At 72.1% G+C, this 16,003-nt stretch carries 7 protein-coding genes and 1 pseudogene; 5 read left to right on the forward strand and 3 right to left on the reverse strand.

Translation table 11 applies throughout. The annotated features are described in order from the left end of the window. The first annotated feature begins 4 nt into the window (after positions 1-4). Together OG698_RS27270 and OG698_RS27275 are read left to right on the forward strand one after the other, a co-directional pair. Positions 5-2,983, forward strand: a complete 2,979-nt coding sequence (locus tag OG698_RS27270) for an SUKH-4 family immunity protein (protein ID WP_406106038.1) — start codon at positions 5-7, stop codon at positions 2,981-2,983. Positions 2,984-3,250: 267 nt separating this feature from the next. Next, on the forward strand, positions 3,251-4,150 hold the full coding sequence (locus OG698_RS27275; protein WP_406106040.1) for a cellulose-binding protein: 900 nt from the start codon (positions 3,251-3,253) through the stop codon (positions 4,148-4,150). 418 nt (positions 4,151-4,568) lie between these two features. Here OG698_RS27275 and OG698_RS27280 read toward each other — a convergent pair whose 3' ends face one another. The 3 genes and pseudogenes from OG698_RS27280 to OG698_RS27290 form a co-directional block, all read right to left on the reverse strand. After that, positions 4,569-6,194 (reverse strand): cation acetate symporter, encoded by a 1,626-nt coding sequence (locus OG698_RS27280; protein ID WP_406106041.1) that lies wholly within the window; start codon positions 6,192-6,194, stop codon positions 4,569-4,571. Next, positions 6,191-6,631, reverse strand: a pseudogene (locus tag OG698_RS27285) (DUF485 domain-containing protein); the annotation flags it as partial. The gene OG698_RS27280 and the pseudogene OG698_RS27285, both read right to left, overlap by 4 nt. Before the next feature lie 276 nt (positions 6,632-6,907). Then, the gene (locus OG698_RS27290) at positions 6,908-8,524 is read right to left on the reverse strand and encodes an MFS transporter (protein ID WP_406106043.1); all 1,617 of its coding nucleotides are present in this window, start codon (positions 8,522-8,524) and stop codon (positions 6,908-6,910) included. A gap of 343 nt (positions 8,525-8,867) precedes the next feature. Between OG698_RS27290 and OG698_RS27295 the strand changes: the two genes are divergently transcribed. From OG698_RS27295 to mfd, 3 genes are all read left to right on the forward strand, one after another. Next, positions 8,868-9,656, forward strand: a complete 789-nt coding sequence (locus tag OG698_RS27295; RefSeq protein WP_406106044.1) for an ABC transporter ATP-binding protein — start codon at positions 8,868-8,870, stop codon at positions 9,654-9,656. Beyond that, positions 9,653-12,223, forward strand: coding sequence for an ABC transporter permease (locus OG698_RS27300; RefSeq protein ID WP_406106046.1), 2,571 nt, complete (start codon positions 9,653-9,655; stop codon positions 12,221-12,223). The genes OG698_RS27295 and OG698_RS27300 overlap by 4 nt, the downstream gene beginning before the upstream one ends. 225 nt (positions 12,224-12,448) lie before the next feature. Then, complete coding sequence (gene mfd, locus OG698_RS27305) at positions 12,449-15,979, forward strand: transcription-repair coupling factor (RefSeq protein ID WP_406106048.1); 3,531 nt, start codon at positions 12,449-12,451, stop codon at positions 15,977-15,979. The last annotated feature ends 24 nt before the right edge of the window (positions 15,980-16,003 follow it).

Here is a 16,003-nt window from a genome sequence, read left to right on the forward strand (position 1 = left end):
TCCGATGGTGACGTTCGCGCAGGCGCAGGAGCGCGCCGAAGAGTGGATCAACGGGGATGTGCCCGGCTATCAGCACCGTGAGGTGCGGGTGCGGGAGTTCGAGCTGGGGTTCGTGGTGTGGGCGGAGGACCGCGAGGGTGGTCCGGTGTCCGACGGCGGGCGCCAGCGGCTCGTCATCGCGCGTGACAGCGGGGACGCTTCGCTGTGGCCGGGGCTGCCGGTGGGTGAGGTGATCCGGCGGTACGAGGAGGAGTACGGGCTGCCGGAGGCTTCGCCGGAGCCGTCGGACGCGCCGCCGGAGCGGGTGGATCTGAATCAGACGTCGTTCCTGTTGAGCCCTCCGGAGTGGCTCCAGGAGGCGGCGGACAAGCTGGGTATTCCGGATCGGCGGGGGGATGCGTCTTCGGCCGGCGGGTCCGGCGCGTCTTCCGGGGCTGGTGCTGGTGCTGGTGCTGGTTCGGGTTCGGGTGCCGGTTCCGGTGCCGTGTCCGGTACGGGTTCGGGTGCCGTCTCCGGTACGGGTTCGGGTGCCGTCTCCGGTTCGGGTTCGGGTGCGTCCGTGCCTGGGCCGGCCGCCCCGGCGCCGGTGGCCGCCGACGCGGGCAGTGGCGCGACGCCGTGGCCCGCTTCGCCCGGGGCGCCTTCCGGGGCGACTCCGTGGGCCGGTACGGACACGAACGCGGACGAGGAGGAGGACCGCTCGGTCGCGCCTCCGGCGACGGTGTTCGCGCCGCCGCTGGTGGACGAGGGCGACGTGCCTGCGCCGACCGCCTCTCCTGAAGCCAAGACGGCGCTGATGTCGGGCGGCAGCCGGCTCCCGCGCACGTCGGTGGCCCCGGCGTTCGACGGGCAGGCTCCCGCCGCTCCGGGCACCGCGACGCCGGGCGCTCCTGACGCGTACGGCTACCCGCAGGGTCCCGGCGCGCAGCAGACTCCGCCGCCCGGCGCCCCGCCGAACTACGGCTACCCGCAGGGGCCGGGCACTCCGCCTGCGCCCGACGTGCCGCAGGCGCAAGGGAGTTCGCAGGGCGGGCAGACTCCGCCGCCCACGTACGGCTACCCGCAGGGTCCCGGTGTGCAGCAGACACCGCCGCCCGGCGCCGTGCCGAACTACGGCTACCCGCAGGGGCCGGGCCGGCAGCAGACTCCGCCGCCGGGTGCTCCTGACGCGTACGGCTATCCGCAGGGTCCGGGTGCGCAGCAGACTCCGCCGCCGGCGGCCGGGCAGGACGCGGCCGGGCGGCCGCTCGCGCCCGGGGCCGGCGACATCGCCGACGCCGCGACCAGCAAGGCGCAGGGTCCGCCCCGCGGTGCGCGCGGTGGTGGCGTGACAACTCCGCCGCCGCCGGGTGCCCCGGGCACTCCCGGCGCGCGGCCCTCGGGGCCCGGCGCTCCGGGTACCCCGGCGGGCGGCTACGTTCCGACGCAGCTCGTTTCGCAGCTCGGTCCCGACGGGCCCGAGGCCCCGCCCGCTCCGGGTGGTACGCCGCCCGGCGGTGTGCACCACGCCGCGACGATGCTGGCCGACCCGAGCATGGGTGGCCCCGGCGCGCCCAAGCCGCCCGGCGCGCCCGGCACTCCGGGGGCTCCCAAGCCGCCCGGTCCGCCCGGCGTGCCCGGTGCGGGTGCCCCCAAGCCGCCCGGCGCCCCCGGAACTCCCGGTGTGCCGCAGCCTCCCGGTCCGCCCGGCGCCCCCGGGGGTACGCCGCCCGGTGGTGTGCACCATGCCGCGACCATGCTGGCCCAGCCGGGTCCGGCCGGTCCCGGCACGCCGCCCCCGCCGGCGGCGCCCGGCGTGCCCGGTGCACCTGGTGCGCCCGGGGCTCCCGGTGGCGGTGTTCATCACGCCGCGACGATGCTGGCCGGTCCCGGTCAGGTCGGTCCCGGTATGCCTCCTCCCGCGCCGCCGCAGGCGCCGGGCGGCATGCCGATGCCGCCGCCCGTGCCCGGGCAGCAGGTTCCGGGTGGTCCGCCCCCGGCCTCGTACGGGTATCCGCAGCCCACCGGTCAGCCGACCGTCGGGCCCGGCTACCAGGCCGTGCTGCGCTACCGCGCGCCCGACGGTTCCGAGCAGCAGCTGATCCGCCGCTCGGCGCCCGGTACGCCGCACCCGGAGTGGCAGATCTTCCATGAGCTGCGCGGCATGAACGTCCCGCCGGACCAGGTTCTGGAGCTGCACACGGAGCTGGAGTCCTGCGAGCTGCCGGGCGCGTACTGCGCCCGCATGATCCGTGAGCAGTGGCCGCAGGCCAGGATCACGTCCATCGCCCCGTACGGCAGGGACCACGCGTCGCGCCAGCAGGGCATGCAGCAACTGATCGCGCACCAGGGCGAGTTGCACCAGGTGGCGGACGGTCCGGCGCGGCTCGCGCCGGTGCGTGCGCCGCTGCCGCCCGCGCAGCCGATGCCGCCGGTTCCGCCGGAGGCGGTCGGGCAGGAGCTGGCCGCTGCGTTCGGTCCCGGGGTGTTCCGGTTCGACCAGCGGGCCGTCTCCCGTCAGGGCGTGCCGGACCTCGTGGCGCACACCCTTGTCGTGGCGGGGCTGCCGGCCGACTTCGGGCCGTTCTTCTGGGCGCAGGCTCAGCCGGGCCGTCCGGTGCCGACGCTCGCCGAGCTGGCGCAGGAGCGGGGGGTGCAGCCCGCGGCGGACGCGGGTTCGTACCTCGTGATGGGCAGTGACTTCGGGCGGGCGATCTGCGTCCAGTACGGCACGGCGAACATCGTGGCCGTGCCGGTGGAGGCGGGTCCCGGCGGTGCGCCGGTGCCGCCGCAGTTCGTGAACACGGGCCTGCCCGAGTTCGCGCGCAGTCTCGCGGTGCTCGGCCGGATGTGGCCGCTGCGGTTCGGGCTCAACCAGGAGCAGGCGGGCCGCTGGACCGTCGACTTCCAGGCGCAGCTGGCTGCCGTCGACCCGGCGGCGCTCGCGTCGCCGGAGGGCTGGTGGTCGGTGCTGCTCGAGCAGATGTGGGACGGCCTGCTGTAGCCCGTCGGCAGCAGAGAAGTCGAGGAGAGGCGCGCGACCGTATCGGTCGCGCGCCTCTCCTCTTTCTCTGTGGGCCCTCTTTCTCTGTGCGTCTTCACGGACGGGGCAGGGTGTGAGCTGCCTCGCTCCCCGGGCTCCCGATTCCGACTTTCGGCCATATTTGGCGCATCCTTGTCGAGTGGGTTGGGTGGAGTGTCTTGTTTTGAGCGCTTCGGCTCGATCGAGTGCTGGGTAGGAGAGCCGAAGCGGCTAAGAGGGGAATCAAGGATGAGCAGCGGTACGTCGGTGTCGCCCCATGGCTTCGTCTCGGGACGGGGCCGTGGCTACCGTCCCGGGCCGGTGGACGCGCTGGCCGCCGAGCTGTCCGGGGCCCGCGACGACGCCCGCGAGCGCGCCGCCCTCCTGGCCGCCCAGGTCGAGGAGCTGGAGGCCGAGGCGCAGCGGCTGCGCCTGGCCGTGAGCCAGCTCGCCCCCCAGACGTACGAGTCCCTCGGTGACCGCGCCCGCGAGATCCTCGCCCTCGCCGAGGAGGAGGCGGACGGGGTACGGGCGTCTGCCGCCGATTCCGTCCGGCGGATCACGGCGGACGCCGAGGCCGGTGCGCGGGAGACGCGCGAGGCGGCCCGCGCCGCGGCCGACGTCGTACTGGCCGAGGCCGAGCAGTGGGCCGACGAGCGGCTGAGCGCCGACCGGGCCACGGCCGACGGGGCCCGCGCCGCCGCACGTGACGAGGCGAAGGCGTGGCGCGAGGAAGCGCTCGCGGCGCTGGACGAGGTGCGGGAGCGGACCCGGGCGACCCTCGCCGGTCAGGAGAAGGGCCACGCCGAGCGGCGGGACGAGGCCGAGCGGGAGATCGCCGGGCAGGAGGCCGCGGCGGACGCGCGGGACGCGGAGCGCCTGGCGCGGGCCGAGGGGCGTCTTGCCGAGGCGCGGCGGGCGTTCGCCGAGACGGAGGAGTCGGCCCGGCACGGCCAGGAGGACGCCGAGGCCCGCGCCGCGGAGCTCCTCGCGGAGGCGACCCTGCACGAGGAGGGCGTGGGCCGCGAGACGGAGCGGGTGCTGCGCGAGCACGGCGAGAAGTGGGACGAGGTCCGCGCCCACATGGACCACGTCCGCACCACCCTGGCCTCCCTCACGGGCCGGAACCCGGGCGAAGAGGCGCCGTAAGCGCCGAGGTCACGAGCCGCGGCCACGCCGACGAGGCGTCGTACGCGCTGCGGTCACGGGCCGAAACCTGGGCGACGAGGCGTCGTACGCTCCGCGGTCACGAGCCGCGGCCACGCCGACGAGGCGTCGTGCGCGCAATCGCTCCCGAGCCACGCCCGCCGCGACGGGGACGCCGTGAGCGGGCAGGATCCTTGCCGAAGGGACGTCGTGAGCGGGACGCCGTAAACCGGCCGAGCCTCCGCCGCCACGCCCGCCGCGACGGGACGCCGTGAGCGGGACGCCGTAAAACGGCCAAGCCCCCGCCCGCCGCGACGGGGACACCGTGAGCGGGCCGGATCCTCGCCGACAGGACGCCGTAAACCGGCCGAGCCTCCGCCCACGGGGCGCCGTAGGCGGGCGGCGCGGCCCGTATCGCGCCCTACCTGTCCTCCCCCCGCGGCGCCTGCCGTGTCACGCCCGCCAGGATCCACGCCTCCACCGCCTCGTACTGGCGGCGCTGGTCATCGGCTGTGCGGCGGCCGGAGGCCATCGTGCCGAGCCAGCCGAAGAGGAAGCCGAGCGGGATCGAGACGATGCCTGTCGTGGTGAAGGGGAACCAGTTGAAGTCCTGGCCCGGGAACGCCGAGGTGGGCGAGCCCGACACCAGGTTGGTGCCCGTCATCAGGACGAGGCAGGACGCCGTGCCGCCGAGCAGCGTCCACAGCAGGCCCGTACTCGTGTAGCGGCGCCAGAACAGGCTGTAGACGAGCGCGGGCGCGAGCGCCGAGGCGCCCAGGCAGAACGACAGCGTGATCAGCGGCTGGAGGTTGTAGTGCTGGACGAGCGTGGCCAGGAGGATCGCGGGCACACCGACGGACAGCGCCGAGACCCGGGCCAGCGTCATCTCCCTGCGGGCGGTGAGCGGCGCCTTGCGGTGCGCGAAGACGTCGTGCGCAAGGGAGTTGGCGCAGGCCAGGATCATTCCGGCGACCGAGGCGAGCAGCGTGAGGAAGAGCGCCGTGGTGACCGTGGTGAACACCAGTGTCTCCGCCGTGGAGGCGTCCGCGCCGAACGCGGCCCGCGCCCCGAGCAGATACGCGGTGTTGCCCTGCGGGTCGGCCGCCGCGACGGCCGCCCGGCCGAGGAGCGCCGTCGCGCCGAACCCGACGACCGCGATGATCAGTACGAAGAGACCGACCGCTGACACCGCCCAGGACATCGAGCGGCGCACCTCACGCGCGCTGCGCGCCGTATACATGCGCATCGTGACGTGGGGCAGGCACGCGCCGCCGAGGACGACGGTCAGCTCCGAACTGATCATGTCCAGGCGGGGGTTGGCGGTGCCGGCGAACTGGAGGCCCGAGTGCAGGAAGGCGTCTCCCACGCCGCTGGCCTGCGCGGCCTGTGAGGCGAGCGCGCCCGGGTTCCAGTCGAAGCGGTACAGGATGAGGAGGGCGACGGCGAGGCCGGAGCCGAGGAGCATCACGGTCTTCATGATCTGGATGAGAGCGGTGCCCTTCATGCCGCCGATCGCCGCGTAGCTGATCATCAGGGCGCCGAGCGCGATGACGCAGCCCGTCTTGAACCCCTCGCTGGTGAAACCGAGGACGAACGCCAACAGATCGCCCGCGCCCGCAAGTTGGACGAGCATCAGCGGGAGCAGCGCCGCGAGGGTGGAGGCGCACGCGGTGATGCGTACGGCGCGTCCCGGCAGGCGGCGGGCGATCACGTCGCCCATGGTGAACCGGCCCGCGTTGCGCAGGGGTTCGGCCAGCAGGAACATCAGGAGCATCAGGGACAGGGACGTGCTCAGGGCGAGGACGATCCCGTCGTAGCCGGTGAGCGCGATGATGCCGCCGGTGCCGAGTACGGTCCCCGCGGAGATGTAGTCGCCCGCGATGGCGAGGCCGTTGCGCATCGGGGTGAGGGAGCCGAAGCCGGTGTAGAACTCGTCGAGGTTGTCGCGGTCGGGGCCCGTCATCACGCACAGGAGCAGCGTGATGGTGGCGACCGCGGTGAAGGCGACCAGGGACATGCCCTGGGCCGAGTTGCTGAAGTCCGTCATCGGAAGTTCCCCCCGGCCGTTCCGGGAGCCGGATGCTGGTCCAGCTCCGCTTGTCTGCGCAGCCGGTGGGCGAGCGGGTCGACTCGGCGGCGGGCGGTGTACTCGTACAGCCAGAGCGCGAGCGCGGTCACCGGGAGCTGGCACAGGCCGAGGAAGAGGCCGGTGGAGAAGCCGCCGGGGAGCGTGCCCGTCATGAGGGAGGGCGCGAACGCCGACAGGACGAGGAAGAGGGTGAAGTAGCCGAGGGCGGTGAGCGTGGCGACGCGGCGCTGCCAGCGGTAGGCGCTGCGCAGGAGCCGCAGGTCACTGTGGTGGCCGAGCGCGGGGTGGCGGGGGAGCCGGTGCGTGGGCGCGGGCGGTGGGGGAGGGGGCGCCCAGGGGTAGGTGAGGGCGGGGTCGGGCTGCTGTGGGGGGTGCGGTGGTTGTCGGGGGTACGGCTGCTGGTGTTCGCCCGGGTACTGGTTCCCGTACTGGCTCTGGCTCGGGTTGCCGTACTGGTTCCGGTTCTGGTTCCCGTACTGGCTCCGGCCCGTGGGGAAGGGGCCCTGCGATGGCTCGTTCTGGTGGTCGGAATATGAGCGGTGCGGTGTGTCGGACATCCCGGTTCTCCTTGCGCGGCTTGGGTCCGCCGGGGATTGCGGACGCAGGGAGCGAGAGGGAGCCGGAACGTTACTCGTAGGTAGGCGCTTTCTGCGACGGTTCTGGCGAACTGCTCAGTCGGTTTGTTGTGAGAGGGGTGAGTGCTGCTGATGCGCATCTTGTGAGCCAAGTGAGTTGTCTTCGGCCCCTGATGCCGTCCCGTCCCTCCGCTCGCCGCCTCGCTCGCCGTCCTGGTCGATCACCGGGAAGCGTCGTGGCGCGAGGCACAGCAGGACGACGAGAGCGAGCGCCGCCGCGCAGGCCGCACCCACGTAGACCGAGTCGACGGCCGCCGCGACGGCGCGCCGCAGCCGGTCCGGGTCGGCCACCGAGGCGGGGTCCTCAAGGGCCTTGGCCACCGAGTCGAGGGAGCCGGCGCCGCCGAGGCGCCCGGCGAGCACGGTGTTGGCGACGGCGCCGAACAGCGCGGCGCCGATCGTCTGGCCTATCTGCCGGCAGAACAGGACGGAGGCGGTCGTCGTGCCGCGCTCGGCCCACCCGACGGTCGACTGGACCCCGATGATCAGGGGCAGTTGGAAGAGGCCGAGTGCCGCGCCGAGGAGCAGCATGACCAGCGCGGGCTGCCAGGCGGCCCCGGGGTAGGGGAGCAGCGGGAACGCGAGCAGGATGAGGAGCGCGGCCGCCATGCCGACGACGGCCGTGTTGCGGAAGCCGATCCTGCCGTACACGTGCTGGCTGAGGGCTGCGGAGACGGGCCAGCTCAGCGTCATCACGGAGAGCACGAACCCGGCGGCCATGGGTGCGAGTCCGAGGACGGCCTGCGCGTAGGTGGGCACGAACACGGTGGGAGCGACCATCAGGAGGCCGAGTGCGCCGAGCGCGAGATTGACGGCCGCGATGGTGGGCCGGCGCCAGACCCAGCCGGGGATGATCGGCTCGGCTGCGCGTCGCTCGATGGCGACGACGGCGCCGACCAGCGCAACTCCCGTACCGAACAAGGCGATCGACGGCGCGGAGAGCCAGTGCCAGGCGACGCCGCCCTGGACGAGCGCGGTCAGGAGCACCCCGCCGCACGCGAACACGGCGAGCGCTCCGGCCCAGTCGATGCGGGCGCGCGGCCCCTTCTCCCGTACGGGTTCGTGGAGATGGCGTGCGACGAGCCAGAGGGCGAGCGCGCCGATCGGGATGTTGATGAGGAAGATCCAGCGCCAGCCCGCGTACGAGGCGAGGAGCCCGCCGAGCGCAGGGCCCGCGACGGCCGAGGTCGCCCAGACCGTCGACAGCCGGGCCTGGATGCGGGGGCGCTCCTTGAGCGGGTAGAGGTCGGCGGCGAGGGTCTGGACCGTTCCCTGGATGGCGCCGCCGCCCAGGCCCTGGACGACGCGGAAGGCGATGAGCGCGCCCATGTTCCAGGAGCCCGCGCACAGGACCGAGCCGACGAGGAAGAGGATGCTGCCGCCGATGAGAACGGGCTTGCGGCCGAAGGTGTCCGACAGCTTCCCGTAGACCGGCAGCGTGACCGTGACGGCGAGCAGATAGCCCGAGAAGAGCCAGGAGAAGACGGAGAAGCCGCCGAGGTCGCCGACGATCTGCGGGACCGCCGTCGAGACGATGGTGGAGTCGAGTGCCGCCAGTGCCATGGAGAGCATCAGCGCGGCGACGACCGCGCCCCGGCGCCGGTCCTTCCCCGTGCCCGCCTGCGTGCCCGCCTGCGATGTCGCGCTGCCCACCGGATTCCTTCCCCCTGCATCTATCCCGCCCCCGACACCATCTCACTTGACCCTGCCGCGGCGGGAGGGTGGAGCGTGACTGCGCAGGAAGGTGGAGCGAACCCCTAGAGGCGCTCCACCGTTGGGTGGACTCCCCCTAGGGGGACCTCCGTACTACGGACAGGGGACGGTTCGTCCCCCCGGAGGACGAGGGGAGTGGGGGGTTCTTCCTACCTTCAAGGGGTGGGGTTTTCCCCCGGGAAAGACGGTGACCCGCACCAGGGCGCCGGGCCACCCCTCGCCACCAGACTGAAGTGCGTCGCACACACCTGACATTCCGCATGACCGACATAGGAGACTTACCGTGACAACGGCTGTGACCATTCCCAGGACCGGGGGCACTGGAGGGCAGACGGCCGTCGCCGCACGGGCGCGGCAGGTCGTCAAGGCCTACGGCTCGGGTGAGACCCGCGTCGTCGCGCTCGACCACGTCGATGTGGACATCGCCCGCGGCCAGTTCACCGCGATCATGGGCCCCTCGGGGTCCGGCAAGTCCACGCTGATGCACTGCCTCGCCGGCCTCGACAACGTCACGTCCGGGCAGATCTACCTGGACGAGACCGAGATCACCGGCCTCAAGGACAAGAAGCTCACGCAGCTGCGCCGGGACCGGATCGGCTTCATCTTCCAGGCGTTCAACCTGCTGCCGACGCTGAACGCCCTCGAGAACATCACGCTCCCCATGGACATCGCGGGCCGCAGGGCGGACAAGGAGTGGCTGGACCGCGTCGTGCGGACCGTGGGCCTGGCCGAGCGCCTCAAGCACCGGCCCACCGAGCTCTCCGGCGGCCAGCAGCAGCGCGTCGCCGTGGCCCGCGCGCTCGCCGCCCGGCCGGAGATCATCTTCGGTGACGAGCCGACCGGAAACCTGGACTCCCGCGCCGGCGCCGAAGTGCTCGGCTTCCTGCGGCAGTCCGTCGACGAGCTCGGCCAGACCATCGTGATGGTCACCCACGACCCGGTCGCCGCCTCGTACGCGGACCGGGTGCTCTACCTCGCGGACGGCCGCATCGTCGACGAGATGCTCCGCCCCACCGCGGACGCCGTCCTCGACCGCATGAAGGACTTCGACGCGCGGGGGCGCACGTCATGAGTGCGAACACCGTGATGAAGACCTCCCTGCGCAACTTCTTCGCGCACAAGGGGCGCATGGCCCTGTCGGCCGTGGCGGTCCTGCTGTCGGTGGCGTTCGTGTGCGGCACGCTCGTCTTCACCGACACGATGAACACGACGTTCGACAAGCTGTTCGCGGCGACGTCGTCCGACGTGACGGTCAGCCCGAAGGCCGCCAGGAGCGAGGGCAGCGACACCGGGCGCCCCGAGTCGATGCCGGCCTCCACCCTCACACAGGTCAAGCGGGCCGACGGCGTCAAGTCGGCCGAGGGCGCGGTCAGTTCGATGAACGTGACCGTCGTGAACGCGGACAACAAGAACATGGGCTCCGAGAACGGCGGCCCCACGATCGCGGGCAACTGGACGCGGAACGACCTGCGTTCCATGGACATCACCTCCGGCCACGCCCCGCGCGGGCCCACCGAGGTCATGGTCGACTCCGACACCGCCGACAAGCACCACCTGAAGATGGGCGACGAGCTGCGCACCATCGCCGCCACCGGTGACTTCAGGGCGAAGATCGTCGGCATCGCCTCCTTCAAGGTGACCAACCCGGGCGCGGCCGTCGTCTACTTCGACACGGCCACCGCCCAGCGCGAACTGATCGGCCAGAGCGGCCGGTTCACCCAGATCAACGTCGCCGCCGCCACCGGCGTCAGCGACACCGTGCTCAAGAAGAACGTCGCGGCGTCCCTCGACGGCCCGTACAAGTTCCAGACGCAGAAGGAGACCGCGGACGCCAACCGCAAGGACGTCGGCTCCTTCATGGACGTCATCAAGTACGCCATGCTCGGCTTCGCCGGGATCGCCTTCCTCGTCGGCATCTTCCTGATCATCAACACCTTCTCGATGCTGGTCGCCCAGCGGACCCGCGAGATCGGCCTGATGCGGGCCATCGGGTCGAGCCGCAAGCAGGTCAACCGCTCGGTCCTCGTCGAGGCGCTGCTGCTCGGCGTCTTCGGGTCGATCGTCGGCGTCGGCGCGGGCGTCGGACTCGCCGTCGGCCTGATGAAGATGATGTCCGCGGCGGGCATGGACCTGTCCACCGAAGACCTGACCGTCAAGTGGACGACCCCCGTCGTCGGGCTGCTCCTCGGCATCGTCGTCACCGTCTTCGCCGCGTACGTTCCGGCCCGCCGCGCGGGCAAGGTATCGCCGATGGCGGCCCTCAGGGACGCCGGCACCCCCGCCGACGTCAAGGCGGGCGTGGTCCGCGCCCTGATCGGTCTCGTCCTCACGGGCGGCGGCGGCTTCGCGCTCTACACCGCCACACAGGCCGCCAAGGCGAGCGAGGGCTCCCTGTGGCTCGGCGTCGGCATCGTCGCCACGCTCATCGGGTTCGTCGTCATCGGACCGCTCCTCGCGGGCGGTGTGGTGCGCGTCATCAGCGCCGTACTCCTGCGGATGTTCGGCTCCGTCGGCCGCATGGCCGAGCGCAACGCGCTGCGCAACCCGCGCCGCACCGGCGCCACCGGCGCGGCCCTGATGATCGGCCTCGCGCTCGTCGCCTGTCTGTCCGTCGTCGGCTCCTCGATGGTCGCCTCGGCCACCAGCGAGCTCGACAAGTCCGTCGGCGCCGACTTCATCGTCGAGGGACAGAACGGGCTGAAGCCGCAGGCCGCCGAGGCTCTGAAGAAGGCCCCGTACGTCTCGCACGTCACGGAGGTCAAGTACGTCAAGACGAAGCTGACCACGCCGGGCGGCACGAAGGAGGACGAGGAGCTCGTCGCCGCGACGCCCACGTACGCCCAGGACCTGCGGCGCGAGACGACCGCCGGTGAGCTGTCGGCGGCGTACGGGAAGAACGCGATGTCGGTCGGCTCGGAGTTCGCCAAGAAGAACCACCTCGAGGTCGGCGACACCATGAACGTCGCCTTCGAGCGCGGCCGCACCGCCGACCTGAAGATCGCGGCGATCACCTCGGACGACACGACGTTCGACAAGGGCGCGATGTACATCGGCCTCGCGACCGCGAAGCAGTACGTGCCCGCCGGGCAGCTGCCGCTCAACGGGATGATGTTCGCCAAGGCGGACTCCGGCAAGGCCGACCAGGCGTACAAGGCGCTGAAGGCGTCGGTCGCGTCCGACCCGACGGTCCACGTCAAGGACCAGACCGACTACAAGCAGACCCTGAAGGACCAGATCGGCCAGCTCCTCAACATGATCTACGGGCTCCTGGCCCTCGCGATCATCGTGGCGGTCCTGGGCGTCGTGAACACGCTGGCCCTCTCCGTGGTGGAGCGCACCCGGGAGATCGGCCTGATGCGGGCCATCGGCCTCTCGCGCCGGCAGCTGCGCCGCATGATCCGTCTGGAGTCGGTGGTCATCGCCCTCTTCGGCGCACTCATCGGCCTCGGCCTGGGCATGGGCTGGGGCGCGACCGCCCAGAAGCTCCTCGCCCTGGAGGGCCTGAACGTCCTGGAGATCCCCTGGCCGACGATCATCGGCGTCTTCATCGGCTCGGCCTTCGTGGGCCTGTTCGCCGCCCTGGTCCCGGCGTTCCGGGCGGGCCGGATGAACGTACTGAACGCGATCGCGACGGAGTAGCCGCGCGGGGCGATGCGAACGGGGGAATGTGGGGGAAAGGGGACGGCGGCCCCGGAGTGTCCTTCCCGGACACTCCGGGGCCGCCGTGCGCCCTGGGGACCATGAACGCGATCCGCGAATGATCCGCACGCGGGTGTCGGCGGCACGTCGTAGTCTGGAAGACCCCCGGCCCGTTCGACGTGTCGGGCGGTTCGCGTTGCCCACTCCCCGGGATGGAAGCCCTTCATGAGCCTGCACGGTCTGCTGGACGCCGTAAGTCGAGACCCGGCGCTCGCCGAAGCGGTGAAGGCCGCCACCGACGGGCACCGCCCCCACGTCGACCTCGTCGGCCCGCCCGCCGCGCGGCCCTTCGCGGTGGCTGCTCTCGCCCGGCGGACCGGGCGGACCGTGCTGGCCGTGACCGCCACCGGGCGGGAGGCCGAGGATCTGGCCGCGGCGCTGCGCTCGCTGCTGCCGCCGGACGGCGTCGTCGAGTACCCCTCGTGGGAGACGCTCCCGCACGAGCGGCTCTCGCCGCGCTCCGACACCGTGGGCCGTCGGCTCGCCGTCCTGCGCCGCCTCGCGCACCCCCGCACCGACGACCCCGAGACCGGCCCGGTCTCCGTTGTCGTCGCCCCCGTCAGGTCCGTGCTCCAGCCGCAGGTCAAGGGGCTCGGCGACCTGGAGCCCGTGGCGCTGAGGACCGGCCAGAGCGCCGATCTGAACGCGATCGTCGAGTCGCTCGCCGCGGCCGCCTACGCCCGGGTCGAACTCGTCGAGAAGCGCGGCGAGTTCGCCGTGCGCGGCGGCATCCTCGACGTCTTCCCGCCGACCGAGGAACACCCCCTGCGCGTCGAGTTCTGGGGCGACGACGTCGAGGAGATCCGCTACTTCAAGGTCGCCGACCAGCGCTCCCTCGAAGTCGCCGAGCACGGCCTGTGGGCGCCGCCCTGCCGCGAGCTGCTGCTCACCGACCAGGTGCGCGAGCGGGCCGCCGCCCTCGCCGAGGAACACCCCGAGCTGGGCGAACTCCTCGGCAAGATCGCCGAGGGCATCGCCGTCGAGGGCATGGAGTCCCTCGCCCCGGTCCTCGTCGACGACATGGAGCTGCTGCTCGACGTGCTGCCCGAGGGCTCCATGGCCGTGGTGTGCGACCCGGAGAGGGTGCGCACGCGAGCGGCCGACCTGGTGGCCACGTCGCAGGAGTTCCTCCAGGCGTCGTGGGCGGCCACGGCCGGCGGCGGCGAGGCCCCCATCGACGTGGACGCGGCGTCCCTGCGGTCCATCGCCGACGTCCGCGACCGGGCCCGCGAGCTGGACATGATGTGGTGGTCCGTCTCCCCGTTCGCGGCCGACGAGGAGCTTGGCTCCGACACCCTCAAGCTCGGCATGCACGCCCCCGAGTCGTACCGCGGCGACACCGCGCGGGCGCTCGCCGACACCAAGGGCTGGCTGTCCGACGGCTGGCACACCATCTACGTCACCGAGGCGCACGGCCCCGCAGCCCGCACCGTCGAGGTGCTCGGCGGCGAAGGCGTCCCGGCCCGCCTCGACCAGGACCTCACCGAGCTCACCCCGGCCGTCGTGCAGGTCTCCTGCGGCTCCATCGACTACGGCTTCGTGGACCCGGCCCTGAAGCTGGCGGTCCTCACCGAGACGGACCTGACCGGCCAGAAGGCGGCGGGCAAGGACGGCCAGCGCATGCCGGCCCGCCGCCGCAAGACGATCGACCCGCTCACCCTCGAATCCGGCGACTACATCGTCCACGAGCAGCACGGTGTGGGCCGCTACATCGAGATGGTCCAGCGCACGGTCCAGGGCGCGACCCGCGAGTACCTCGTCGTCGAATACGCCCCCGCCAAGCGCGGCCAGCCCGGCGACCGCCTCTACATCCCCACCGACCAGCTGGAGCAGATCACCAAGTACGTCGGCGGCGAGGCCCCGACGCTCCACCGCCTGGGCGGCGCGGACTGGACGAAGACGAAGGCCCGCGCGAAGAAGGCGGTCAAGGAGATCGCCGCGGACCTGATCAAGCTGTACTCGGCGCGCATGGCGGCGCCCGGCCACTCCTTCGGCCCGGACACGCCCTGGCAGCGCGAGCTGGAGGACGCCTTCCCGTACGTGGAGACCCCCGACCAGCTCACGACCATCGCCGAGGTCAAGGAGGACATGGAGAAGACGGTCCCGATGGACCGCCTGATCTGCGGCGACGTCGGCTACGGCAAAACAGAGATCGCTGTTCGCGCAGCCTTCAAGGCCGTCCAGGACGGCAAGCAGGTCGCGGTCCTCGTGCCCACGACCCTCCTCGTCCAGCAGCATTTCGGGACGTTCTCCGAGCGCTACTCGCAGTTCCCCGTCAACGTACGGGCGCTGTCGCGCTTCCAGACGGAGACCGAGTCGAAGGCCACCCTGGAGGGCCTGCGCGACGGGGCGGTCGACATCGTCATCGGCACGCACCGCCTGTTCTCCTCCGAGACGAAGTTCAAGGACCTCGGCCTCGTCATCGTCGACGAGGAACAGCGCTTCGGCGTCGAGCACAAGGAGCAGCTGAAGAAGCTCCGCGCGAACGTCGACGTCCTCACGATGTCCGCGACCCCCATCCCCCGTACGCTCGAAATGGCCGTCACCGGCATCCGCGAGATGTCGACGATCACCACGCCGCCGGAGGAGCGCCACCCGGTGCTCACCTTCGTGGGCCCGTACGAGGAGAAGCAGATCGGCGCCGCCGTGCGCCGTGAACTGCTGCGCGAGGGCCAGGTCTTCTACATCCACAACCGCGTCGAGTCCATCGACCGCGCGGCGGCCCGCCTGCGCGACATCATCCCCGAGGCGCGCATCGCGACGGCCCACGGCCAGATGTCCGAACAGGCTCTGGAACAGGTGGTCGTGGACTTCTGGGAGAAGAAGTTCGACGTCCTCGTCTCGACGACGATCGTCGAGTCGGGCATCGACATCTCGAACGCGAACACCCTCATCGTCGAGCGCGGCGACAACTTCGGCCTCAGCCAGCTCCACCAGCTGCGCGGCCGCGTCGGCCGAGGCCGCGAGCGCGGTTACGCGTACTTCCTGTACCCGCCGGAGAAGCCGCTCACCGAGACCGCGCACGAGCGTCTCGCCACCATCGCCCAGCACACGGAGATGGGCGCGGGCATGTACGTGGCGATGAAGGACCTGGAGATCCGCGGAGCGGGCAACCTGCTCGGCGGCGAGCAGTCGGGCCACATCGCGGGCGTCGGCTTCGACCTCTACATCCGCATGGTCGGCGAGGCGGTGGCCGACTACCGGGCCGCCGTCGAGGGCGGCGTAGAGGAGGAGCCGCCCCTGGACGTCAAGATCGAGCTCCCGGTCGACGCGCACGTCCCGCACGACTACGCGCCGGGTGAGCGGCTCAGGCTGCAGGCCTACCGCGCCATCGCCTCCGTGAACACGGAAGCGGACGTCAAGGCGGTCCGCGAGGAGCTCACCGACCGTTACGGCAAGCTGCCCGAGCCGGTCGAGAACCTGCTGCTCGTCGCCGGCCTGCGCATGTTCGCGCGGGCGTGCGGCGTCGCCGAGATCGTCCTCCAGGGCAACAACATCCGCTTCGCCCCCGTGGAGCTGAGGGAGTCGCAGGAGCTGCGCCTCAAGCGCCTCTACCCGGGCACGGTCATCAAGGCGGCCGCGCACCAGGTGCTCGTCCCGCGCCCGAAGACCGCGAAGGTGGGCGGCAAGCCGCTCGTCGGACGCGAACTCCTGGGCTGGGTCGGGGAGTTCTTGACGTCGATCCTCGGTTCGTAGAGTCTCGCGGGACGGGCCCGGGGC

Source organism: Streptomyces sp. NBC_01003 (genome assembly GCF_045162695.1).
Lineage (GTDB): Bacteria > Actinomycetota > Actinomycetes > Streptomycetales > Streptomycetaceae > Streptomyces.

Excerpts from the sequence above, each read along its gene's own strand:
- OG698_RS27300 (WP_406106046.1), top strand. The coding sequence starts at position 9,653 with ATGAGTGCGAACACCGTGATGAAGACCTCCCTGCGCAACTTCTTCGCG.
- OG698_RS27270 (WP_406106038.1), top strand. The coding sequence starts at position 5 with ATGGTGACGTTCGCGCAGGCGCAGGAGCGCGCCGAAGAGTGGATCAAC.
- OG698_RS27280 (WP_406106041.1), bottom strand. The coding sequence starts at position 6,194 with ATGACGGACTTCAGCAACTCGGCCCAGGGCATGTCCCTGGTCGCCTTC.
- OG698_RS27275 (WP_406106040.1), top strand. The coding sequence starts at position 3,251 with ATGAGCAGCGGTACGTCGGTGTCGCCCCATGGCTTCGTCTCGGGACGG.
- mfd (WP_406106048.1), top strand. The coding sequence starts at position 12,449 with ATGAGCCTGCACGGTCTGCTGGACGCCGTAAGTCGAGACCCGGCGCTC.